Genomic DNA, 19,827 nt, shown 5'->3' on the forward strand with positions numbered 1-19,827 from the left:
TCGGAGAAAGCTCGATCAGGCGCGCTGCGGCAGAAGCGGATAACCGGCCATGACGGCGCGGCCAGCCAGTGCGGCAAGAATGGCCTTCAGCGCATCGCCCGGAATGAAGGCGAGCGAGCCCATGAAGGCCTTCTCGAAACCAAGCCCGACGACCAGCGCCAGATAAGTGATGCCGAAAGCATAAAGCACCACCACGCCGCCGATCAGGCTGGCGACGAAGAAACCGACGCCCTGCGCCAAAGCCGACTGGCCGCGATGGACGAATTTTTCCGAGAGGAAGCCGGTTACGAAAACGGCTGCGATCCAGCCGATCAGGAAGCCGGTGGTCGGCGTGGTGAAAATCGAAAGACCACCGCGTCCCCCCGAAAGCACCGGCAGGCCGATGGCGGCAATCAGGATCGTCAGCAGAACCGCGAGCGTGCCGCGTTTTGCCCCCAGCACGACGCCGGCCAGCATGACGCCAAGCGACTGCGCGGTGATGGGAACCGGAATGAAACCGAGCGTGATCGGCGGCAGCAGCCCAAGTGCGATGATGATGGCGGAAAACAGCGAAATCAGCACAAGGTCGCGGGTCGTCATGGCGCTCAAAACTCCGGATGGTTGTCTGGAGCCAAGCTTTGGCCTCTGAAACCGCGCGCGTCAATGGCGTCGGCAATGGCATCGGCATCCTTCAACGTCATAATGACGAGTGGCACGATGATGGTGGCCATCCGCACGGGCAGGCCGCGCGCCCGGTGCGCATCACGCACCGCATGGTAACGGTTGACGATCTCAGGCACAAACCGCACGACGAGCCCGACCGCAAGCCCGATATCGGCAGACTTCACCAGCCCCAGCCTTTCCAGCGGCGCGGCGGCGAGCGTGATTTCGTCCATGAATTGCGAGATGCTGACGGTGATGGTGACGGCGGTGGCAAGCAGCGCCAGCGCCGTCAGCCGCAGAAGATTGACGCTCGCATCCTGAGCCGGCAGCAGCAGATAGCTGAAGGCCGCGATGAGCAGGATGGTCAGCATCACCGGGCGTAGCCGCAGTCCGATCTCCCGGAACGGCAGCCGCGTTTCACGGAGGATGAAGGCGGCCAAAATCATGGCACATCCCAGCAAAAGCAGATCGCGGGTGAGAAACAGCGCAATGCTGAAGACCATCAGCGTAATGAGCTTGAGGCGCGGCGAGACGCGATAGAGCCAGCTTGTGCCTTCGACATGCAGCGATTTCATCGTGCCAAGGCCTCCAGATAACGTGCCAATGCTTCTTCAGGGCCGGCATCGGCAATCAGCGCGCCACCGTGGAAAACCAGAACGCGATCAAAGCCTTGCAGCAACGGCAGATCATGGGTAATGACGACGAGCGATTGCGACAGCGCTGCCATGGTCTTTTCCACGATAGCCCGGTTTTTGAGATCAAGCTGGTTGGTCGGCTCGTCGAGGATTAGGATTTGCGGTTCGGTAACCAGAAGCGCCGCCAGCGCCGCAAGCTGTAATTCCCCGCCGGAAAGCTCATGCGCGCGCCGTTCCTCGAGATGCGCGATACCGAGCCGGGCGAGAACGGCCTTCACCCTGCTTTCGGTGTCGGCCTTATTGAGACCAAGCCGTTTCAGACCAAAGGCGACATCATCACGCACGATCGGCAGGATGATCTGGTTCTGCGGATTCTGGAAAATGAAACCGACCGCCTGCAAGACCGCTTTGGCGTCCGCCACGGTGTCGAGGCTGTTCACCGAAACCTTGCCTTGGCTTGGCTTGTTCAGCCCGTTGATCAGCCGCGCAAAGGTGGTCTTGCCCGAACCATTGAGGCCGATCACGCCGATACGCCGTTCCGTCAATGTCAAGGACAGCGGCTGCAGGGTCTGCCGACCTTCGAAAGCGACACCGGCGGCGTCGAAACGGATTTCCAAGCTTTTATCCTCGCGCTCGTTTCCGGTTCTATACCCCGTCATCAACAGAAGTGAAACAAGGAACAAAAAAAGAACATTGCAATCCTGAAAAAGCCGTTCTACCTTCGCCACCATGGCGATCAAGGTTTCAAACGAAGCGGCAAGGCGGATTTTTCTGGCGCGGCAGGGGCTTTCCTCGCCGCCCGGCAAGGCGCTTTCCAAGAGCGACCTGCTGCAGCTCATCACCGATATCGGTTTTGTGCAGGTGGATAGCATCGGCACGGTGGAGCGCGCCCACCACCAGATTATTTTCTCCCGCAACCAGACCTATAGGCGTGACCATCTGACCACGCTGCTGGAAAAGGACCGCGCGCTTTTCGAGCACTGGACGCATGACGCTTCCATCGTGCCGACGGAATTTTATCCATATTGGAAACATCGCTTCCGCCGCCGCGAGCCGATCATTCAGGAGCGCTGGCGCAAATGGCACGGCGAGGGTTTCGACGCCGCTTTCGGCGAAACGTTGGAGCGCATTGCGGCTACAGGCCCGGTTCTGGCGCGGGAGCTGAAGGAAGAGGGGCACCAGTCCGGCGGCTGGTGGAACTGGCATCCCTCGAAGACCGCGCTCGAATATCTCTGGCACACCGGCAAGCTCGCAATTGCCGGCCGCGTGAATTTCCAGAAGGTCTATGATCTGGCCGAACGGGTCATTCCCGGCGAGCATCACGAAACCGAGGTAGAGCACGCCGAATTCGTCGACTGGGCCTGTCGCCAGGCGCTGAAGCGGTTGGGTTTCGCCACCCACGGCGAAATCGCTGCCTTTTTCGATCTCGTCACCCCGCAGGAAGCCAGGGACTGGGTCAAAAACCATCGTGACGAATTGTGCGAAGTTTCGCTTTTCTCCAGCGATGGCGAAACCGTCCGCCCGTCTTTTGCCTTCGCCGATTTCACCGCTGACCTGACGGACGTGCCGGAACCGTCTTCCCGCGTCCGGGTCTTGAGCCCCTTCGATCCGCTGCTGCGCGACCGCAATCGGACGGAGAGGCTGTTCGGTTTCTATTACCGCATTGAGATCTTCGTGCCGGAGCCGAAACGGCAATATGGCTACTACGTTTTCCCGCTTCTGGAGGGCGACCGTGTGATTGGACGCATCGACATGAAGGCGGATCGCAAGCGCAGCACGCTGGATGTTCGGCGCCTGTGGCTGGAACCCGGTGTACGTGCCTCGGCCGGACGGCTGGAGAAGCTCGACGCCGAACTGGCGCGGCTCGCGAAATTTACGGGTGTTGAGAGCGTGAATTATCTGGAGGGCTGGCGGGAGGAAAGCTGAGGTCGGTCGATTGAGGATATTGCCAGACCAGTGCGTTTCACACGCAACGTATTCTCGCGCTTTGGGCAATATTGTAGCAAGGCGTTGCGGCATATTTCTTCTCCCCGCCGGGGAGAAGGTGGCCCGAAGGGTCGGATGAGGCGGCAACGCTAGCGATATGCGGAGAGCTCGCCCCCTCATCCCGCTGCCGCGGACTTCTCCCCGGCGGGGAGAAGAAACAAATGGAACACGCTCGCTTCACAATTGCGCTGTGAAGCTAGACTGAATCTTAAAATCAGCAGATATCCGTCGCCGAAATCTGGATACCGAACCCTTCAAGCCCGACATAGTGCCGTTCGCGTGTCGTCAGCAGCTTGATGGAGCTGATGCCGAGGTCTTTGAGGATCTGTGCGCCAAGGCCGATTTCCAGCCATTCATTCTCGCGCGAACGAGCCTGCGCATGCGCTTCGTCGGGATCGCGCGCCTTGCGCCGTCCGGCCACCTGGCCGACGCCAACGGAGCCCTCGCGCAGATAAACGATGACGCCGCGGCCTTCCTCGGCGATCTTCTGCATATAGTGCCGCACCGGCTGGCGGTCACCGAACACGTCGTCGGCAACATTTTCCGGATGCAGGCGCACGGGAATGTCGACGCCATCTCTGATGTCGCCGAAAATCACGGCCATGTGCTGCATCGGATCCCAGGGCAGGGAATAGGTCTGCGCCTTGGCCGGCCCGAAGGGCGTTTCGATGGTGAAGGAGGATTCCATCTCCACCAGCGTTTCCTTGCGCTGGCGATAGGCGATGAGGTCAGCAACGGAGACGTGTTTCATGCCGTGCTTGTCGGCGAAGTCCAGCACCTGCGGGCCGCGCATCACGCTGCCATCATCATTCACCAACTCGCTGATGACGCCGATGGGAGGCAGGCCGGCGAGACGGCAGAGATCGACCGCCGCTTCGGTATGGCCGGAACGCATCAACACGCCGCCTTCGCGGGAAATCAGCGGGAAAATATGGCCCGGCCGGGTAAAATCGGAAGCGCCGACATTGGGATTGGCAAGATTGCGCACCGTCAGGGTGCGGTCATCGGCGGAAATGCCGGTCGTGGTGCCGTGCTTGAAATCGACGCTGACGGTGAAGGCCGTCGTGTGGGCGCTGTCGTTTTCCGCCACCATGGCGTTGAGGTTCAGCCGCTTGGCTTCTTCGCGTGGCATGGGCGCGCAGACGATGCCGGAGGTGTGGCGCACGATCAGCGCCATTTTTTCCGGCGTGCAGTGAACCGCCGAAATGATCAGATCGCCTTCGTTCTCGCGGTCATCGTCATCGGTCACGACAACGATTTCGCCGGCTTCGAATGCGCGGATGGCGTCGACAACGCGTTTCTGGTCATAGGCCATGGCGATATCCCCTTATTTCAGAGCAACGGTTCGTCGCTCTTTTTGTTTCTTAGCGGATTGTCCGAAAACCGCTTCACACTTTTCGGTCCGCTAAAGCCGGCCGGTCTGGCCGCGGTCCCTCAGATAATGGTCGGCAACGGTGCAGGCGATCATCGCTTCACCAATCGGCACGGCGCGAATGCCGACGCAGGGGTCGTGGCGGCCCTTGGTGCGCACATCGACATTGTTGCCGTCGGTATCGATCGACAGGCGCTCTGTCAGAATGGAGGAGGTGGGCTTGATGGCGAAGCGGGCGATGACAGGCTCGCCGGTCGCGATGCCGCCCAGAATGCCGCCGGCATGGTTGGAGAGGAAAATCGGCTTGCCGTCATTGCCCATGCGCATCTGGTCGGCATTTTCCTCGCCGGAAAGCTCGGCCGAGGCAAAACCTTCGCCGATCTCCACGCCCTTGACGGCGTTGATCGACATCAGGCTGGAGGCGATATCCTGATCGAGCTTGGCATAGATCGGCGCGCCGATGCCGGCCGGAACGCCTTCCGCCACCACTTCGACGACAGCGCCGATGGAGGAGCCGGACTTGCGGATGCCGTCGAGATACTCTTCCCAGACGGGCACCATTTCGGCATCAGGGCAGAAGAACGGGTTCTGGTCGACCTGACCCCAATCCCAATTGTTGCGGTTGATCTTGTGTTTGCCGATCTGCACCAGCGCGCCACGCACATTGAGGCTTGGTACCACCTTGCGGGCGATTGCGCCGGCGGCGACACGGGCCGCCGTCTCGCGCGCAGAGGAGCGTCCACCGCCGCGATAATCGCGAATGCCATATTTCAGGTCATAGGTGAAATCCGCATGGCCGGGGCGGAAACGCTTGGCAATCTCACCGTAATCCTTGGAGCGCTGGTCGGTATTTTCGATCAGCATGGAAATCGGCGTGCCTGTCGTCGTCATCGTCTCGCCGTCCTCGTCCAGCATCACGCCGGAAAGAACCTTCACAATGTCGTCCTCGCGGCGCTGGGTCACGAAGCGGCTCTGGCCGGGCTTGCGCTTGTCCATCCAGTGCTGCACCTCGGCAAGGGTAAAGCGGATGCCGGGCGGGCAACCATCCACCACACAGCCAAGTGACGGCCCGTGGCTTTCACCCCAGGTGGTAACGCGAAAAAGATGACCGAAACTGTTATGCGACATAGTTCTCAAGACCGGAAACAGGGCACCTGTGGACGGCGCCGTTTAAAACAAGCGGATTTGTCTTAGTGGAAAATCCGGGCAAGGCAAAAGCCTTTCTTTCATCGCAAACGGGATAAGAAGGTGACGTACTGTTCACGACTTGGGAAACGACGAAAAACGACAGTCTCGGACATGGGCGGTGAAAAGCGATTCGACGGTGTCGACGGATTTTCCGAGGTGACGAAATTGTAAAAGAGCCGAGGTTTTCCACCTTAAACCGGAGTTTTCCAATATTGCCGGAAAATGCGGTGTAAAAATCACTAACGGCTTGAACAGGATTTGAAATCCGTTCATCAATTGGGCCGAAAATGTCATGGTTGCGGGCAATTTCCGCCACATTCGAAAGGCAATTCTTCATGCATGTAAGGTTTTCACGCAAATTCACGAAAGCTAGATCGATGCGTATGATGATTGCCGCCCTTCTGGCCACCGCCAACCTCCTGATGCCCATCAACAGCTTCGCCCAGAGCGTCGACGTGGAAGGCACGATCAGCAAGATCGATGCGAACGGGCTGAGTATTACGCTCAATGACGGCAAGACCTATCGCGTGCCGGAAGAGTTTAATTTCGAAGGCCTGAAGGCGGGCGTGAAGGTCGTGGTTTTCTACACGGAAGTGGATGGGAAACGCGTGGTCGACGATCTCCAGGTCGTTGAGTAAGCTGCGCCCTCTTGCTCAGTCATGACGTTAGAACGCTCGTTGTGAAACGAGCGTTCGCATCCGTTTCTTCTCCCCGCCGGGGAGAAGTCCGCGGCAGCGGGATGAGGGGGAAAGCTCTCGGTCTATCGCTAGCCTCGCCCCCTCATCCGACCCTTCGGGCCACCTTCTCCCCGGCGGGGAGAAGAAAGAAGCGGCGGCGTTCAGCCAAATAAAAGCGTCTCAGGGATGATAACGCCGAGGGTTATACTCCTTCCGCCCTCACGAAATCCATTCTGCACTGTTTCGGTCCATCTCGACCTTCAAAATCCGATCCTGCGGGATTTGTGTCCTCGACGCCTCGTCCTTGTCCATGCCTGAAACAAGCCGGAAGATCGAGCGGATGACGCCGCCATGGCACACGCATATCGTCGGCACCTCCACGGAGGAAAGCCATGCGCCGATGCGCCAGGAGAGGATTTCGTAGCTTTCGGCATCCTGGCCGGGGGGAATAAAATCCCATTTATTGGCCTTGCGCGCCTTCACCCGGTCGGGGAATTCCTTCTTGAGGTCGGGCAGGGTCTGCCCCTCCCAGTCGCCGAAGGAGACTTCGATCAAGCGGTCGTCGGTGCGGTAGGCCTTGGGATCAAGACCCATCGCGCCGCGCATCAGTTCCATGGTCTCACGCGTGCGCCCGAGCGGGCTTGCCACGTAGTCGAAATCCGTGGCCTGCTCGCCGAGCAAATGGGCGAGAAGCCTGCCATTGCCGACCGCCTGCTGGCGGCCGAAATCATTGAGCGGAATGTCTTTCTGGCCCTGAAGCCGGCGTATCGCATTCCAGTCCGTTTGTCCGTGTCGGATCACATAGACGAGCAAGGCGATACCCCTGTTTCAGATGTCAGTCCTTAACGACCGAAATGTCAGGCGCATCCACAGCCTTCATGCCGATGGTGTGATAACCGGAATCGACATGGTGGATTTCACCGGTCACGGCCGTCGAAAGGTCGGACAGCAGGTAAAGCGCCGACTTGCCGACTTCCTCGATGGTAACGGTGCGCTTCAGCGGCGCATTATATTCGTTCCACTTCAGAATGTAACGGAAATCGCCGATGCCGGAAGCCGCGAGCGTCTTGATCGGGCCGGCGGAAACGGCGTTGACGCGGATGCCGCGATTGCCGAGGTCGACGGCGAGATAACGTACGCTGGCTTCAAGAGCGGCCTTGGCCACGCCCATCACGTTGTAGTTCGGCATGACCTTTTCGGCGCCGTAATAGGTGAGCGTGATAATCGAACCGCCGTCATTCATGATAGGCTCTGCGCGCTTTGCAACGGCGGCCAGCGAGAACACGGAAATATCCATGGTGCGGTTGAAGTTGTCGCGGCTGGTATCGAGATAACGACCGGTCAACTCATCCTTGTCGGAGAACGCAATGGCATGCACGACGAAGTCGATCTTGCCCCAATGCTGTTCCAGCGATGCAAAAACGGCGTCGATCGTTTCGAGATCGGTCACGTCGCAATGGCCGGCCATGAAGGCGCCCAGTTCCTGCGCCAAGGGTTCTACGCGCTTCTTTAATGCGTCACCCTGCCAGGTGAGTGCGAGTTCCGCCCCTGCATCCGCGCAGGCCTTTGCAATGCCCCAAGCGATTGAACGATTATTGGCGACGCCCATGATGAGGCCGCGTTTGCCAGCCATGAGGCCGGATGCCTGAGCCATTTTGTGCTCCCTAATACTTTTGATCGGTCCTGCCTATGGCATAGGCTGCAATCCTGTTCAAGATTGCCAAAGATCATCAACTGTTAGGGAACGTAACAAAGGGTGCTTTGTCCCGGCTATTCGCAAAACTTTCACAAATACAGGCCTTCGCGCATGTGCCGCATCAGGTCGGTCACCTTCTCATCCGGCTTTTCGAGCAGGACGATGCGCAATTCTATGACGAGATCGCCCGAGCCGCCCTTGCCATCGGCAAGGCCTTTGCCGGCGAGCCTCAGCACGCGGTCCGAGCCGGACCATGCCGGAATGGTGATATTTTCTTCGCCGAGCGGTGTCGCGACTTTCGCGTCGCAGCCGAGAACCGCGTCGCTGAGCGAGATCGGCAAGGTCGTATGGATGTCGAAGCCACGCAGCGAAAAGGCGTCATCCCGGGCGGCCAGCAATGTCACGGCAAGATCGCCACGCGCCAGGTTGGGAAGCTTCAGCCCCTGTCCCTTCAGCCGCACAACGTGCCCATCCGCCATGCCGGCCTCGAGTTGGAAGCGGATTTCGCGTTCGTCGGCGAGCTGCAGCGTGACCCACTTGTGTTCCAGAAGATCGGCGACCGTGACGGTGGCTTCCGCCGTGATGTCAGGCACCTTTTCTGCAGCCGGCTGCGCGGGGCGGAAACGGCGCACGAGGGCGTTGAAGAGGTTGATGGCCAGTGAGGCGGGCGCGGTCCTGTCATCGCCGGCGGTAGACTGGGCAGTATCACCGGCGGCGGGTATATCGCCTTTCGCGGCGCTTGCCGCAGCCTTCGCCGCTTCCGCAGCCTGTTGCACCTTGGGGTCGTTCTGGGCGTCCGCCCCAAAGATCCGCTCGACGATATCTTCGGCGGTTTCCGGCTTGGCGTCGGTTTTCTGGCCGGTCTGCGCCCGGTTGCGGGCATCCGCGCGGGCCAGTTCTTCCATCAGCTTTTCGGCGGCCTTGGCGCGCTCTGCCGCCTCACGCGCGGCTTCCCGCTGCTGCATGATGGTTTCGCCGCGCTTCTTCTTCTCAGCCGCCTGTCGGGCCTGATCGTAGAGATCACGCTTTTTCGGGTCTTTCAGAAGATCGTAGGCCTGTCCGATCTCGGCGAATCGCGCCGAAGCATCGGGATCGTCGCGATTGGCGTCCGGATGGACGGTTTTCGCCTTCGTGCGCCAGGCGGCCTTGATGTCCTCGTGACGGGCGTCACGTTTCACACCGAGGATAGAATAAGGATCGCGCATGCGAAACACCAGTTACGTTGGCTCAGTCTGCCGCCGCTCATGGCGCAATCCTGAAGCTAACCCTCCGAAAAGGGATGCCTGCGATCATTCGCCTGCACGCCCTCGGTTTAATCAACGCCGACTGTTGCAATAAGTTGCTAATCACTCCTTTACGGAGGAGCGTGCCGGGGCAGGGCCGGTTTTATTCCACATGGAAGGGTAAACAGATTATTTCTGCTCGAAGCGGGTCATCAACCATTCGCCGGTTTCCGATAGGCAGGCCTGTCCGGAATAAGCTGCCACGCCCTCGAAGGAGTGGCGTGTCGTCTTGAAATTGCGGCAGACGAAACCGCTGGATTTGTCTTCATGAATAGTGGTGACGACGCCCGCGCTGCCGGTGGCGGCATTGGCCCAGGGCAGCGGCTGGTCGGCAAGCTTGGCAAGATCGGCCGATGTGACCGCATTGCGGATGGTCACGTCGTCGGTCTGGACGCTGCCATTCTGCTGGTTGGGCACGGAGGCGGTGGAAAGCGAGCGGTCGACCTTGTCGCCGCCGAACAGGTCAAGGCTGACGCAACCGCTCAGCACCACGAGCATCGACACGACGGCGGAAACTTCCGCTACCGACGAAAGGAGACCCTTTGTTCCACTGTTCGACTTTGCTATGACGGTCACCATCTTTCGCCAGAAATCATCTCTGGGGTCCAAATCAGCTCGGGAGTATTTTAGTCAATATGTCGGAAACGGGGTTAACATCCAGTGACTTCACGGAAGAAAATGAACCTTTTGCGCTTTTTGCCGAATGGCTGAGGGATGCGACGGCTTCCGAAATCAACGATCCGAACGCGGTGGCGCTCGCGACCGTGGACGAAAATGGCCTGCCGAATGTGCGCATGGTGCTGCTGAAAGGCGTCGATGACCGCGGCTTTGTTTTCTACACGAATTTCGAAAGCCAGAAGGGCCAGGAAATTCTCGGCCAGAAAAAAGCAGCCATGTGTTTCCACTGGAAAAGCCTTCGCCGGCAGGTGCGTCTGCGCGGTGAGGTGGAGATCGTGAGCGACGAGGAGGCGGATGTCTATTACGCCTCGCGCCCGCGCGGCAGCCGCATCGGCGCCTGGGCTTCCAAACAGTCGCGGCCGCTGGAAGGCCGTTTCGCGCTGGAAAAGGCGGTGGCCGAATATACCGCCAGATATGCGATCGGCGAAATTCCGCGCCCGTCCCATTGGTCCGGTTTCCGCATCCGCCCCGTCAGCATCGAATTCTGGCACGACCGCAAGTTCCGCCTGCACGACCGCATCGAATTCCGTCGCGAGACGCCCGACGGTGACTGGTCCAAGGTACGCATGTATCCCTGAACGCCATCAGGGCAGGCCATCGCGGCCTGCCTATTTCAGCAGCGAATCAAACAGCGGCAGGCCGATCACGGCGGAAATGGCAATCAGACCGTAGCAGATGCGCCGGAACGCCGCTTCATCGGCAAGCCCGTGCAATCGCGCGCCGGCATAAAGGCCCACCGCATAAAAGGGCAGGGCCAGCAGGAAAAACACAAAGACATCGACGGTAAACAGGCCACTGACAAAATAGCTGGCGATGGAAAACACCGTCGAAACCGCGAAATAAAGAATGACATTGGCGCGCACGAAAGCGCCCTTCAGCGCCCCGCCCAGCCAGTAGGCGACAACCGGCGGCCCGCCCAGCTGCGCAGCCCCCGAAAACAATCCGGCCAGAAGCCCGGTAAAGAGGGTGAGCGGCGTCTTCGGCCGGCCGCTGTAACGCCAGCCGGACACCAGAAACACCAGCAGCACCACGACCACGCCGGAGATGAGCCAGCGCAGGGTCAGCGGATCACCCTTTGAAAGCAGCAGGGTTCCAATCGGCACGCCGACAAAAGCGCCGGCCGCCATGATGAAAACCTCACGCCGGTCCGCCATGCGAAAGGCGGGCGGAATCATGCCGAGCGTCAGGACGCCGTCCACGACAAGCAGCACCGCCGAGGCGATACGCGGGCCGACAATGGCGCTCGCAAGCGGAATGAAGATGAGCGCTGCACCAAAACCGGAAAAACCGCGGGCAAGGCCGGCAAGGCACGCGGCCCCCGCAAACATGGCAAGCAGCATGGGACTATGCGCGGTGATGAGCGACGAAAAGAAATCGAGATGTGACATGGGTGACGGCACGGTTTCGAACAGCTCTTTCTTAATCCAGCCCGCAGGCTCCTGTCGCCAAGATTTCCATCCACTCTCGCAAAAACCGTTTCGGATCGACCAGACCGGAGAATCATGATTAGAGTTGTAGCGCACGAACAAAGGATGAACAAATGTTTGCTGACATGATGCCTCGGTTTGAAGAGGCCTCGCAAAAATATGCCGCTGAGAACGGAATATTCCGTGATCCGGACTGGTACATGCTGAAGCTTCAGGAAGAGGTTGGCGAGGTCACACAGGCCTGGAACCGGCTGACGGGACGGGGGCGCATGAAGGGTAGGAGCAAAGAAGAGATGAAGCGGGATCTCGCCGACGAAACCGCTGATCTCCTCGGCCATGTGCTGTTGCTGGCCCATTATAACGGTCTCGATATTGAAGGAGCGATCGAGCGCAAGTGGCGCTTTACGCCGTCAAAACCCTGAAGGCTCCAGCTTTTCCAACATGGCCGCCACGTCGTGAAGGTCGCTTGCGACGGCGATGCATCTTTCCCGCATTTCCTCAGTCGGTGGCGCGACATCGGGCACCATGATCGTCATCATGCCCGCCGATGTCGCCGAGCGGACGCCGGAATAGGAATCCTCGAGCGCAAGGCAACGGCCCGGATCGAGAGAAAGCCGTCGTGCAGCGGTGAGATAGGGCATGGGTGCGGGCTTCGGCTCGGTATAATCGCCACGCGCGACGATGGTGTCGAAACGTCTGAGAAGATCGTGAGGACCGAGATGGCGTGTCACTGAATCGTGCCGCGACGAGGTGGCGATGGCGCGGCGGATATCGAACCGGTCGAGAAGATCGAGGATTTCGACGACGCCGGGTTTCAGCGCCACGCCGTCAGCCATCATCAGGCCGAGATGCCGGAGCCAGGCGTCACGGAAGGTCTCCATCGGAAAATCCGCGCCATAATCGGCAAGGATGGTGCCGGTGATGACATCCCACGGGCTGCCGCAGACCTTCTGATAGGTCTCGACCTGCATGCCATGGCCGCCTTCCTCAGAGGCCGCCAGAAACGAATCGCGATAGAGCGTCTCGCTTTCGATCAGCAATCCGTCCATGTCGAAGACCACGGCGTGCGGCAGAAAAGGCAGCATGGTTGCTCAACCGAATCGGAAGGGACGTTCGCCGAGGCTTTCGAACGGGCGGATCAGATACCCATCCGGATCGGCGACGATGAATTGCCGGTTGCCCACTTCGACCGTGCCGCGCCTGTACCATTTTTCCTCAGGCTCGAGTACGAGACCGATCAAGGCCCGTTCGAGCCGGAAAAGAATGGGCTGCAGGGAAGGAACGGCGAGCTGCAGGTTCATGCCGCGGCCAAACGGCGGCTCGAGCGAGGCATTGCCCGAAACGAAGGTCCGGGTGGCACCAATCTGGTCGATCATCAGCTGCGCATCGCCCAGCGCCAGATAGGCGAAGCCCTCTTCGGGGCGCTCATAAACCACATGAAAACCGATCAGATCGCAATAAAATGCGCGGCTCTTCTGCCAATCGCTGACGGCAAGCTCGGGAACGAGGGCATTTCGTATGATGGTCAGGGTCTCCTTTGTCGCGCAGGCCGGGCGATGGGAGGATGGCCTGCCATAAACGATGATCTTATCGTCTTCCGGGCTGCACGCCAGAGGAAACCTCGTCATGGCAGCCATGTGTGAGGTTGTGGGCTGGTGGGGCTGCGACGCTGCGAGTGAGAACTGTCGCTGCTCCCGTCACCGTGCGTGTGTCGCTGAACTACGCCTTCGTGCCACCCACGGTGATCTGGTCCATACGCAGATGCGGCTGGCCGACACCGACCGGCACCCATTGCCCGGCTTTGCCGCAATTGCCAATGCCGGTATCGAGCTTGGAATCATTGCCGATCATCGAGACGCGCTTCATCGCATCCGGCCCGTTGCCGATCAGCATCGCGCCCTTCACCGGCGCGCCGATCTTGCCGTTTTCGATAAGGTAGGCCTCGGTGCAACCGAACACGAATTTGCCTGAGGTGATGTCCACCTGTCCGCCGCCGAAGGAAACGGCATAGATGCCCTTTTTAACGGAGGCGATGATCTCCTCTGGCGTCTTGTCGCCTGAGAGCATGTAGGTATTGGTCATACGCGGCATCGGCACATAGGCATAACCCTGGCGGCGGCCGTTTCCGGTCGCTTTTGCGCCCATCAGCCGGGCGTTCTGGCGGTCCTGCATATAACCAACAAGCCTGCCATTCTCGATCAGCACATTATAGGCCGAGGGCGTGCCTTCGTCGTCGATGGTCAGCGAACCGCGGCGGCTGTCGACGGTGCCGTCATCCACGACCGTCACGCCGGGGGCGGCCACCATCTCGCCCATCAGGCCGGCAAAGGCCGAGGTCTTCTTGCGGTTGAAATCGCCTTCCAGACCGTGACCGACCGCCTCGTGCAGCATGACACCGGGCCAGCCGGAGCCGAGCACCACATCCATGGTGCCGGCCGGCGCATCGATGGCGGTGAGGTTGACGAGCGCCTGCCGCAGCGCTTCATCTGCGCCGCGCTGCCAGTTTTCCGTGGTGATGAAATCGCCGAAACCGACGCGGCCGCCAATGCCGTAGGAGCCGCTTTCCTGCCGGTCGCCTTCACCCGCCACAACGGAGATGTTGATGCGGGTCATGGGACGGATGTCGCTGACGCGATGGCCATCGGCACGCAGAATATCCACCACCTGCCAGCTGGCGGAAATCGTCGCCGTCACCTGCCGGACCTTGTCGTCCCTGTCGCGCAAGTAGGCGTCGATATCGGTGAGCAGCTTCACCTTTTCCTCGAAGCTCGGGCTGCCGATCGGGTTTTCGTCGCCGTAGAGCTTCTTGTTGGTGCGCTGGGGTGCGGCGGCATAGGAGCCGGAATAACCCCTGGTGACAGCGCCCACCGCATCCGAAGCGCGCTTCAGCGCCCCTTCGGAAAGCTCGCCGGCATGGGCGTAACCCACCGTCTCGCCGGCAACGGCGCGCAGGCCGAAACCCTGGTCGGTGTTGAAGGACCCGCCCTTCAGGCGGCCATTGTCGAAGGTCAACGATTCGGCCTGGGCATGTTCGATGAACAATTCGCCATCGTCAGCACCGGCAAGCGCCTCTCCGACGAGCTTGCGCAATTGCGTTTCATCGCAATCGAAGAGTTTTACAAGGTCGTCGGTCATTTCAGGCTCCAGTCATGATCGTTCATGACCGATTTAGGCACTGGAACGGGCAGACGCAAGGCTGCCCGTCACGACGATGCATCAGGGAAGCGCGTCGTAGCCCTCTGCAAAGCCGGAAAGTTCGATTGGAATGCCAACGCGATCCTGATCGACGGATTCGCGCAGCGCGAAGACGGCGTTCTTGCCGGCACGCAGCACCTTCAGCAACTCGTCATCAATATCGACTTCCACATAGCAGCCTTCGGAAAAGCAGCGGGTGAAATAGGCCCGGCCGATATTGTTGTTGTCGATGTAAAGCTCCATGCCGTCCTTCAGAAGCACGCCGAGCGGTGCGAGGATGCGCAGGATACGCGACTTGCGGTCCGCGGTTTTCAGGATGACCACCGAAAGGCCGACTTCCGGACGGTCGTCGGCAATCACGTTCTGCATCAGCGCGCATTGTTCTTCGGATGCGCCTGCCGGCTTGTCGCAGATGACCGACCATGCGCCATGCGTCGACTTCGGCGTGCCGGGCGGCTGCTGTTGCGCCAGCGCCGCGGCAGCGGGGGCGATGATGGCAAGACCGGCGGCGGCAAGAAAAGTGCGCGCGAGCGGGGAAAGACGCATGGATACCTCTGGGATTCGAATCAGTGCGGCTATTTTGACGCCATAATCCGGAAAAAAAAGCCTAGCGCCTTCAATTCCAGCGGAGTTGGGCGGAAATAGGACCTGTTGGGCCGGATAGCCGTCTGATTTGCCGGACGTGTCATTTGTTTTCCGGCGATCAAACCGGCTGGAAGACGGGGCTTTGTCGCATTTGGGCTGCTCGAAATCGCGTTCAGCGGGTCGGCTTGGACACAGGGTGCGGGAAAGTCGGTCGTGGATTGATCAATGGCAAAATTGGGGCGCATCCGTGTCCCGACGCATATTGCGGCAGAGGGCAAACTGTGGTTTTAAGTTAGTACCATAAGCATGGATTCTGCGTCTGTGATTGATCTAGATCAGACGCGTGAGGGAGAGGGTACCGTGACGAATAGGATTTACGCAGCACTGGCGGGGATGACCTGTCTGCTCACGGCTGTCGGCGCCCACGCCGATCAGCCGGTGCATTGGCAAATGGGCATGCAGGAGGCCGCCACGCCGATCATGCACGAAATACGCTGGTTCGAACAATATACGTTGTGGTTCATTGTTCCGGTCACGCTTTTCGTTCTTGCGCTGCTCATCATCGTTGCCCTGAAATTCCGCGCCGCGAAAAATCCCGTGGCTTCCAAGACCAGCCATAACACGGCAATCGAGGTGGTGTGGACGCTGGCGCCGGTGCTCATTCTCCTGTTCCTCGCTTTCCCCTCGTTCAATCTTCTGAACGCGCAGCTGACGCAGCCGGAAAACCCGGACCTGACGCTGAAGGCGACCGCCACGCAGTGGCTGTGGAGCTATGAGTACAACGCCGCCGAGGGCGCAGAGCCGCTCTCCTTCGACAGCTACCTGCTGAAGGATCAGGATCGCGCCGCTGCCGGCAAGGAAGACAAGGCCCGCTATCCGCGTCTTCTCGCGGTCGACAATGAAATGGTCGTTCCGGTCGGCAAGACAGTTCGCCTTTTGGTGACGGCAGCTCCGACGGATGTCATCCACGCCTTCGCCATGCCCGCTTTCGGCGTCAAGATCGATGCCGTTCCGGGTCGCCTCAACGAAACATGGTTCAAGCCGGAGAAGGAAGGCCTGTATTACGGCCAATGTTCCGAGCTTTGCGGCAAGGACCACGCCTTCATGCCGATCGCCATTCGGGTGGTTTCCGAACAGCAGTACAATGCCTGGCACACCGCCGCCGCTTCAGACCTGAATGCTGCGAACCGGGCGCTGATGGCCTCCGTCGATGGCGCTCCGCGCACGGTCGACGTTGCCGCCAACGAAACCAACTGACTGGAGTGACGACAATGGCTGGACCTTCCGCACACGACGATCATCACTCGCATGGTCATACCGCTCATGACGATCATTCGCATGATGCGCATTCTCATACACCGGGCTTCTTTGCCCGCTGGTTCCTGTCCACCAACCACAAGGACATCGGCACGCTCTACCTGATCTTCGCGATCATGGCGGGCATCATCGGTGGCGGTCTTTCGGTCGTCATGCGTATGGAACTGCAGGAGCCGGGCATCCAGATCTTCCACGGTCTGGCTTCCATGGTCTACGGCTTCGAGGGCGACGCTGCCATCGACGGCGGCAAGCACATGTTCAATGTGTTCACGACGGCGCACGCGCTGATCATGATCTTCTTCATGGTCATGCCGGCGATGATCGGCGGTTTTGCCAACTGGATGATCCCGATCATGATCGGCGCTCCTGACATGGCTTTCCCGCGCCTCAACAATATTTCCTTCTGGCTGATCGTTCCGGCCTTCATCCTGCTGCTCCTGTCGCTTTTCGTCGAAGGTCCGGCGGGTGCTTATGGTGTGGGCGGCGGCTGGACCATGTATCCGCCTCTGTCGACCAGTGGCATGCCCGGGCCGGCGGTGGATCTTGCGATCTTCTCGCTGCACGTCGCCGGTGCATCCTCGATCCTCGGTGCCATCAACTTCATCACCACCATCCTGAACATGCGCGCCCCGGGCATGACACTGCACAAGATGCCGCTGTTTGCCTGGTCGGTTCTGGTTACCGCATTCCTGCTCCTGCTTTCGCTTCCGGTTCTGGCGGGTGGTATCACCATGCTTCTGACCGACCGTAACTTCGGCACGGCGTTCTTCTCGCCGGAAGGCGGCGGTGATCCGATCCTCTACCAGCACCTGTTCTGGTTCTTCGGTCACCCGGAAGTGTACATTCTGATCCTGCCCGGTTTCGGCATCATCAGCCACATCGTGTCCACCTTCTCCAAGAAGCCGGTCTTCGGTTATCTCGGCATGGCTTACGCCATGGTCGCCATCGGCGCCGTCGGCTTCATCGTCTGGGCCCACCACATGTATACGGTCGGCCTGTCGCTCGAGGCACAGCGCTACTTCGTTTTCGCCACCATGGTCATCGCGGTGCCGACGGGGATCAAGATATTCTCGTGGATTGCGACGATGTGGGGCGGTTCGCTGACCTTCTCGACCCCGATGGTCTGGGCAATCGGCTTCATCTTCCTGTTCACGGTCGGTGGTGTCACCGGCGTGCAGCTCGCCAATGCCGGTCTCGACCGTTCGCTGCACGATACCTATTACGTCGTGGCTCACTTCCACTACGTGTTGTCGCTCGGCGCCGTCTTTGCGATCTTCGCCGGCTGGTATTACTGGTTCCCGAAGATCACCGGCTACATGTACAACGAGTTCATCGGCAAGCTGCATTTCTGGGTCATGTTCATCGGCGTGAACCTGATCTTCTTCCCGCAGCACTTCCTCGGTCTCGCCGGCATGCCGCGCCGCTACATCGATTATCCCGATGCCTATGCCGGCTGGAACCTGGTATCGTCTTACGGTTCCTATATCTCGGCTGTTGCCGTGGGCATCTTCCTCTTCGGCGTCTGGGAAGCCTTCGCCAAGAAGCGGATCGCCGGCAACAATCCCTGGGGTGAGGGTGCGACGACGCTCGAATGGCAGCTGTCTTCGCCGCCGCCTTACCACCAGTGGGAACAGCTTCCGCGCATTCGCTGATGCGCGGGCCGGAAGGCGCAGGCTCGGCTTGCGCATTCCGGCTGCTGAAAAAGAGGGGCGGCGCGGTTGGGTCCGTGCCGTTTCCCGAACGGGCAGCTTCTCCTGCCGCGTGACATTTTGTCCAAGCGATGCTTTCCGTCCGACGTGATACATGCCCGGACATGATAAATGCCAAATCTGGCCTTTATGAAAAGCGAGCGCAGACGAATGGCGGCAGGGCGCGGCGATTGGCCGGCACATGATGACATCGGTTTAGACCGGTGTCGCGCCTGCCAGGACGTTCGGGACCCATGAATTGACGCATCGCGCATGCCGGAAATCCCATTCGTTTTTCGGGCCGGTGCAAGGGGTGTCGCGGCAGGCGGCATCTGAAGGAAACAGGACAGGAAATGACCGTAATCGACGATCGCGACATGATGGGCGCAGAAAGCTCCGAACTTTCGGAAGCCGGCGCACGCGATTATTTCGAGTTGCTGAAGCCGCGCGTCATGTCGCTCGTCGTCTTCACGGCCTTTGCCGGCCTCGTGCTGGCGCCAGGTGAAATCAACCCTGTTCTCGGGCTTATTGCCATTCTCTGTATCGCCGTCGGCGCGGGTGCGTCGGGTGCGCTCAACATGTGGTACGATGCCGATATCGATGCCGTGATGACCCGCACCGCCAAGCGGCCGATCCCGTCGGGCCGCATCGCGCCGCGCGAAGCTCTTGCCTTCGGCCTGACGCTGTCAGCCTTCTCGGTGGTCATCCTCGGCCTTGCGGTCAACTGGTTCTCCGCCGGCCTGCTTGCCTTCACCATCTTCTTTTATGCCGTCGTTTATACGATGTGGCTGAAGCGCTCGACGCCGCAGAACATCGTCATCGGCGGTGCTGCCGGCGCTTTCCCGCCCATGCTCGGCTGGGCCTGCGTCACCGGCGGCGTTTCGCTTGATAGCGTCATCCTGTTCCTGATCATCTTCCTGTGGACGCCGGCGCATTTCTGGGCGCTGGCGCTGTTCAAGATGCGTGATTACGGCGCGGTCGGCATTCCGATGATGCCAAATGTAGCGGGCGAGCGTTCCACCAAGAACCAGATGATCGTTTATGCGGTGCTGACCGCGGCGGCCGCCGTTGCGCCCTATTTCACGGGTCTGGCGAGCGCCGGTTACGGCATTTTCGCCGCCGTGCTGAGCGCGATCTTCGTCTACTGTTCGTTCGATGTCCGGCGCATGCCTGAAGGCGACGAGAAGATGTTGCCCGCCAAGAAGATGTTCGCCTATTCGGTGCTTTATCTCTTCGCGATTTTCTCCGGCCTTCTGGCCGATCATTTCGCGCCGGCCCTGAAGGCCGTGATTTCGGGAGTCCTGTAATGGAAACGGTGGAACTGAGCGCGGCGCAGAAAAAATCGAGACGTGGGCGCAATATTGCACTCGGCGTCCTGCTCGCCGGTCTGGTGGTGCTGTTCTACGTCATCACCATCATCAAGATCGGCTCGCATTGACGGTCTGAGCATAGGAGGAG

22 protein-coding genes are annotated in these 19,827 nt (G+C 59.9%); 8 read left to right on the top strand and 14 right to left on the bottom strand.

The features are described 5' to 3' along the window. Positions 1–15: 15 nt before the first annotated feature. Genes NYR50_RS01965 through NYR50_RS01975 form a run of 3 tightly spaced genes read right to left on the bottom strand, consistent with a single transcriptional unit; the run spans position 16 to position 1,894 of the window. Positions 16–579 (bottom strand): biotin transporter BioY, encoded by a 564-nt coding sequence (locus NYR50_RS01965; RefSeq protein ID WP_418136614.1) that lies wholly within the window; start codon positions 577–579, stop codon positions 16–18. A gap of 5 nt (positions 580–584) precedes the next feature. Next, a complete protein-coding gene (locus tag NYR50_RS01970) occupies positions 585–1,217 on the bottom strand; it encodes a CbiQ family ECF transporter T component (RefSeq protein WP_418136615.1) in 633 nt (210 codons plus the stop codon). Beyond that, positions 1,214–1,894 carry an energy-coupling factor ABC transporter ATP-binding protein gene (locus NYR50_RS01975; protein ID WP_418136616.1) on the bottom strand — a complete coding sequence of 227 codons (681 nt, stop codon included), beginning with the start codon at positions 1,892–1,894 and terminating at the stop codon, positions 1,214–1,216. Before NYR50_RS01975 ends, NYR50_RS01970 begins: the two co-directional genes overlap by 4 nt. A gap of 112 nt (positions 1,895–2,006) precedes the next feature. Between NYR50_RS01975 and NYR50_RS01980 the strand changes: the two genes are divergently transcribed. Continuing rightward, a complete protein-coding gene (locus tag NYR50_RS01980) occupies positions 2,007–3,203 on the top strand; it encodes a winged helix-turn-helix domain-containing protein (RefSeq protein WP_418136617.1) in 1,197 nt (398 codons plus the stop codon). Positions 3,204–3,477: 274 nt separating this feature from the next. Here the strand turns inward: NYR50_RS01980 and ribB are convergent, their stop codons facing one another. Together ribB and aroC are read right to left on the bottom strand one after the other, a co-directional pair. Further along, the gene (ribB, locus tag NYR50_RS01985) at positions 3,478–4,578 is read right to left on the bottom strand and encodes a 3,4-dihydroxy-2-butanone-4-phosphate synthase (RefSeq protein WP_174007683.1); all 1,101 of its coding nucleotides are present in this window, start codon (positions 4,576–4,578) and stop codon (positions 3,478–3,480) included. A 90-nt stretch (positions 4,579–4,668) separates the two neighbouring features. Continuing rightward, entirely contained in the window at positions 4,669–5,763 is a 1,095-nt protein-coding gene (gene aroC, locus NYR50_RS01990; protein ID WP_174007684.1) for a chorismate synthase, read from the bottom strand. 437 nt (positions 5,764–6,200) lie between these two features. On the opposite strand from aroC, the gene NYR50_RS01995 reads away from it, so the two are divergent. Then, complete coding sequence (locus tag NYR50_RS01995; protein WP_006309807.1) at positions 6,201–6,461, top strand: DUF1344 domain-containing protein; 261 nt, start codon at positions 6,201–6,203, stop codon at positions 6,459–6,461. Between the two features lie 258 nt (positions 6,462–6,719). On the opposite strand, the gene NYR50_RS02000 is transcribed toward NYR50_RS01995, so the two are convergent. The 4 genes from NYR50_RS02000 to NYR50_RS02015 form a co-directional block, all read right to left on the bottom strand. Continuing rightward, positions 6,720–7,313 (bottom strand): histidine phosphatase family protein, encoded by a 594-nt coding sequence (locus tag NYR50_RS02000; RefSeq protein WP_418136618.1) that lies wholly within the window; start codon positions 7,311–7,313, stop codon positions 6,720–6,722. A 22-nt stretch (positions 7,314–7,335) separates the two neighbouring features. Then, positions 7,336–8,154 (bottom strand): enoyl-ACP reductase FabI, encoded by an 819-nt coding sequence (gene fabI / locus NYR50_RS02005; protein ID WP_006309809.1) that lies wholly within the window; start codon positions 8,152–8,154, stop codon positions 7,336–7,338. Positions 8,155–8,285: 131 nt separating this feature from the next. Continuing rightward, positions 8,286–9,401 carry a DnaJ C-terminal domain-containing protein gene (locus NYR50_RS02010; RefSeq protein ID WP_418136619.1) on the bottom strand — a complete coding sequence of 372 codons (1,116 nt, stop codon included), beginning with the start codon at positions 9,399–9,401 and terminating at the stop codon, positions 8,286–8,288. Between the two features lie 207 nt (positions 9,402–9,608). After that, positions 9,609–10,058: an RT0821/Lpp0805 family surface protein gene (locus NYR50_RS02015; RefSeq protein WP_111805604.1), complete on the bottom strand. Its 450-nt coding sequence runs from the start codon at positions 10,056–10,058 to the stop codon at positions 9,609–9,611. A gap of 56 nt (positions 10,059–10,114) precedes the next feature. Between NYR50_RS02015 and pdxH the strand changes: the two genes are divergently transcribed. Further along, complete coding sequence (pdxH, locus tag NYR50_RS02020; protein ID WP_418136620.1) at positions 10,115–10,735, top strand: pyridoxamine 5'-phosphate oxidase; 621 nt, start codon at positions 10,115–10,117, stop codon at positions 10,733–10,735. 30 nt (positions 10,736–10,765) lie between these two features. On the opposite strand, the gene NYR50_RS02025 is transcribed toward pdxH, so the two are convergent. After that, the gene (locus NYR50_RS02025) at positions 10,766–11,545 is read right to left on the bottom strand and encodes a sulfite exporter TauE/SafE family protein (RefSeq protein WP_174007687.1); all 780 of its coding nucleotides are present in this window, start codon (positions 11,543–11,545) and stop codon (positions 10,766–10,768) included. Between the two features lie 152 nt (positions 11,546–11,697). Here NYR50_RS02025 and NYR50_RS02030 point away from each other — a divergent pair, with 152 nt between their 5' ends. Then, entirely contained in the window at positions 11,698–12,006 is a 309-nt protein-coding gene (locus tag NYR50_RS02030) for a MazG nucleotide pyrophosphohydrolase domain-containing protein (protein WP_418136621.1), read from the top strand. Here the strand turns inward: NYR50_RS02030 and NYR50_RS02035 are convergent. The 4 genes from NYR50_RS02035 to NYR50_RS02050 all read right to left on the bottom strand — a co-directional run bounded on the left by NYR50_RS02035 (position 11,995) and on the right by NYR50_RS02050 (position 15,325). Continuing rightward, positions 11,995–12,669: an HAD family hydrolase gene (locus NYR50_RS02035; protein WP_418136622.1), complete on the bottom strand. Its 675-nt coding sequence runs from the start codon at positions 12,667–12,669 to the stop codon at positions 11,995–11,997. The genes NYR50_RS02030 and NYR50_RS02035 overlap by 12 nt on opposite strands. Before the next feature lie 6 nt (positions 12,670–12,675). Then, on the bottom strand, positions 12,676–13,113 hold the full coding sequence (locus NYR50_RS02040; RefSeq protein ID WP_174009059.1) for a bleomycin resistance protein: 438 nt from the start codon (positions 13,111–13,113) through the stop codon (positions 12,676–12,678). Positions 13,114–13,303: 190 nt separating this feature from the next. Next, positions 13,304–14,719, bottom strand: a complete 1,416-nt coding sequence (gene tldD / locus NYR50_RS02045; RefSeq protein WP_418136623.1) for a metalloprotease TldD — start codon at positions 14,717–14,719, stop codon at positions 13,304–13,306. Between the two features lie 81 nt (positions 14,720–14,800). Continuing rightward, a complete protein-coding gene (locus NYR50_RS02050) occupies positions 14,801–15,325 on the bottom strand; it encodes an invasion associated locus B family protein (RefSeq protein WP_010971134.1) in 525 nt (174 codons plus the stop codon). 432 nt (positions 15,326–15,757) lie between these two features. On the opposite strand from NYR50_RS02050, the gene coxB reads away from it, so the two are divergent. From coxB to NYR50_RS02070, 4 genes are all read left to right on the top strand, one after another. Beyond that, the gene (gene coxB / locus NYR50_RS02055) at positions 15,758–16,621 is read left to right on the top strand and encodes a cytochrome c oxidase subunit II (RefSeq protein ID WP_418137326.1); all 864 of its coding nucleotides are present in this window, start codon (positions 15,758–15,760) and stop codon (positions 16,619–16,621) included. A gap of 14 nt (positions 16,622–16,635) precedes the next feature. Continuing rightward, positions 16,636–18,333 (top strand): cytochrome c oxidase subunit I, encoded by a 1,698-nt coding sequence (ctaD, locus tag NYR50_RS02060; RefSeq protein WP_418136624.1) that lies wholly within the window; start codon positions 16,636–16,638, stop codon positions 18,331–18,333. A 389-nt stretch (positions 18,334–18,722) separates the two neighbouring features. Beyond that, the gene (locus NYR50_RS02065; RefSeq protein ID WP_418136625.1) at positions 18,723–19,676 is read left to right on the top strand and encodes a heme o synthase; all 954 of its coding nucleotides are present in this window, start codon (positions 18,723–18,725) and stop codon (positions 19,674–19,676) included. Further along, the gene (locus tag NYR50_RS02070; protein ID WP_003509137.1) at positions 19,676–19,807 is read left to right on the top strand and encodes a hypothetical protein; all 132 of its coding nucleotides are present in this window, start codon (positions 19,676–19,678) and stop codon (positions 19,805–19,807) included. The genes NYR50_RS02065 and NYR50_RS02070 overlap by 1 nt, the downstream gene beginning before the upstream one ends. Positions 19,808–19,827 lie beyond the last annotated feature (20 nt).

It is taken from the genome of Agrobacterium sp. El2ro-1b (genome assembly GCF_048298475.1).
Lineage (GTDB): Bacteria > Pseudomonadota > Alphaproteobacteria > Rhizobiales > Rhizobiaceae > Agrobacterium > Agrobacterium fabrum.

Excerpts from the sequence above, each read along its gene's own strand:
- NYR50_RS02065 (WP_418136625.1), top strand. The coding sequence starts at position 18,723 with ATGACCGTAATCGACGATCGCGACATGATGGGCGCAGAAAGCTCCGAA.
- NYR50_RS01965 (WP_418136614.1), bottom strand. The coding sequence starts at position 579 with ATGACGACCCGCGACCTTGTGCTGATTTCGCTGTTTTCCGCCATCATC.
- NYR50_RS02025 (WP_174007687.1), bottom strand. The coding sequence starts at position 11,545 with ATGTCACATCTCGATTTCTTTTCGTCGCTCATCACCGCGCATAGTCCC.
- NYR50_RS01970 (WP_418136615.1), bottom strand. The coding sequence starts at position 1,217 with ATGAAATCGCTGCATGTCGAAGGCACAAGCTGGCTCTATCGCGTCTCG.
- pdxH (WP_418136620.1), top strand. The coding sequence starts at position 10,115 with ATGTCGGAAACGGGGTTAACATCCAGTGACTTCACGGAAGAAAATGAA.
- NYR50_RS02035 (WP_418136622.1), bottom strand. The coding sequence starts at position 12,669 with ATGCTGCCTTTTCTGCCGCACGCCGTGGTCTTCGACATGGACGGATTG.
- ctaD (WP_418136624.1), top strand. The coding sequence starts at position 16,636 with ATGGCTGGACCTTCCGCACACGACGATCATCACTCGCATGGTCATACC.
- NYR50_RS01980 (WP_418136617.1), top strand. The coding sequence starts at position 2,007 with ATGGCGATCAAGGTTTCAAACGAAGCGGCAAGGCGGATTTTTCTGGCG.
- aroC (WP_174007684.1), bottom strand. The coding sequence starts at position 5,763 with ATGTCGCATAACAGTTTCGGTCATCTTTTTCGCGTTACCACCTGGGGT.
- tldD (WP_418136623.1), bottom strand. The coding sequence starts at position 14,719 with ATGACCGACGACCTTGTAAAACTCTTCGATTGCGATGAAACGCAATTG.
- ribB (WP_174007683.1), bottom strand. The coding sequence starts at position 4,578 with ATGGCCTATGACCAGAAACGCGTTGTCGACGCCATCCGCGCATTCGAA.
- NYR50_RS02015 (WP_111805604.1), bottom strand. The coding sequence starts at position 10,058 with ATGGTGACCGTCATAGCAAAGTCGAACAGTGGAACAAAGGGTCTCCTT.
- NYR50_RS02050 (WP_010971134.1), bottom strand. The coding sequence starts at position 15,325 with ATGCGTCTTTCCCCGCTCGCGCGCACTTTTCTTGCCGCCGCCGGTCTT.
- NYR50_RS02010 (WP_418136619.1), bottom strand. The coding sequence starts at position 9,401 with ATGCGCGATCCTTATTCTATCCTCGGTGTGAAACGTGACGCCCGTCAC.
- fabI (WP_006309809.1), bottom strand. The coding sequence starts at position 8,154 with ATGGCTCAGGCATCCGGCCTCATGGCTGGCAAACGCGGCCTCATCATG.
- NYR50_RS02030 (WP_418136621.1), top strand. The coding sequence starts at position 11,698 with ATGTTTGCTGACATGATGCCTCGGTTTGAAGAGGCCTCGCAAAAATAT.
- NYR50_RS02070 (WP_003509137.1), top strand. The coding sequence starts at position 19,676 with ATGGAAACGGTGGAACTGAGCGCGGCGCAGAAAAAATCGAGACGTGGG.
- coxB (WP_418137326.1), top strand. The coding sequence starts at position 15,758 with ATGACCTGTCTGCTCACGGCTGTCGGCGCCCACGCCGATCAGCCGGTG.
- NYR50_RS01995 (WP_006309807.1), top strand. The coding sequence starts at position 6,201 with ATGCGTATGATGATTGCCGCCCTTCTGGCCACCGCCAACCTCCTGATG.